Consider the following 1,107-nt stretch of genomic DNA (forward strand, 5'->3'; position numbering starts at 1 on the left):
AACCAGGTAATCTAATTCATACGACTTAAGCTCGCCAGGTCTAGCGTCTGAACTATAGCCACGCTGGTTGGGGGCAATAGCGTAGTAATCTTTGGTCGCAAGCTCATCCATAAGCTTATCCCACATAACCGCAGACTCAGGAAAGCCATGAAGTAATATAACCGGCGTATTTACCTTATCGCCACGAACATTTACCGAGAATTTCATGCCATTGGCATCGACTGTTAAATAGCCTTCAGGGTCCCACTTTGGCAGGTCACCTTTAGCAAGGCGCTTTACATACAAGAAGCTTACACTGACAACACATATCAGCAGACCCAAAACAGTTAGCGCGGCTTTTTTTCTAATTCTCATAATCAACCTATCTTAAGGAACTCATATAACCTTACCCACAAAGAACAAACACTCTGTGAGATGGACATTTATTTGGTCAGTTAGAGTAATGCCAATTCAGACTTAAAGAGAGCCACAATAATGAGAAATGAATCTTACCGGTGGGTAAATTACCTAGATTGAAGCCTTTCAATAATGCCCATCATTTTATATGTCAGGAGTGCTGCCGAAAATTCGTAAGCATGAAAGCCTTTGATTGGTGCGAACTCGGTAATATCGAAACCGATGATTTCGCATTGTTTTGCGACTGACTCAAATAAGGACAATGTTTGATACCAGCCAAGCCCACCTGGCACGGGCGTGCCTGTTGAGGGAAATACGGAAGGGTCCATGCCATCAATGTCTAGCGTAAAGAACACTTTGCTCGGGAAGTTATCAGGCAAATCTATTTTTTGGATATTTTGGGGCACTAAAATGTCCGCATCGATATGACGTACACCGTGTGCTTTGCGAGTCCGCATTTCTTCTTCGCAGTACGCGCGAATACCCAGCTGAAATAAAGGGACACCCAAATCAACGATGCGTTTCATTACGGAGGCGTGGCTATACGGGTTGCCTTCGTACGCTTCGCGCAAGTCGGCATGGGCATCGATTTGCACCACACCAAAGTCATCTATGCCAGCATCCAGAAGCCCTTTAATAATGCCATAGGTCACCGTATGTTCGCCGCCTAAGCCAATAGGGAAACCACCGCGCTCAATTATATTTGTTGTG

At 44.9% G+C, this 1,107-nt stretch carries 2 protein-coding genes; both read right to left on the reverse strand.

Going from position 1 to position 1,107, the window contains the following annotated elements; translation table 11 throughout:
• A partial coding sequence (locus A3757_RS25965; RefSeq protein WP_197469597.1) for an alpha/beta fold hydrolase occupies positions 1 to 354 on the reverse strand: 354 nt, incomplete at its 3' end.
• Between the two features lie 149 nt (positions 355 to 503).
• On the reverse strand, positions 504 to 1,107 hold a 604-nt coding region (locus A3757_RS00345; RefSeq protein WP_068738945.1), incomplete at its 5' end, for an arginase family protein.

This window comes from Oleiphilus sp. HI0117 (assembly GCF_001635235.1).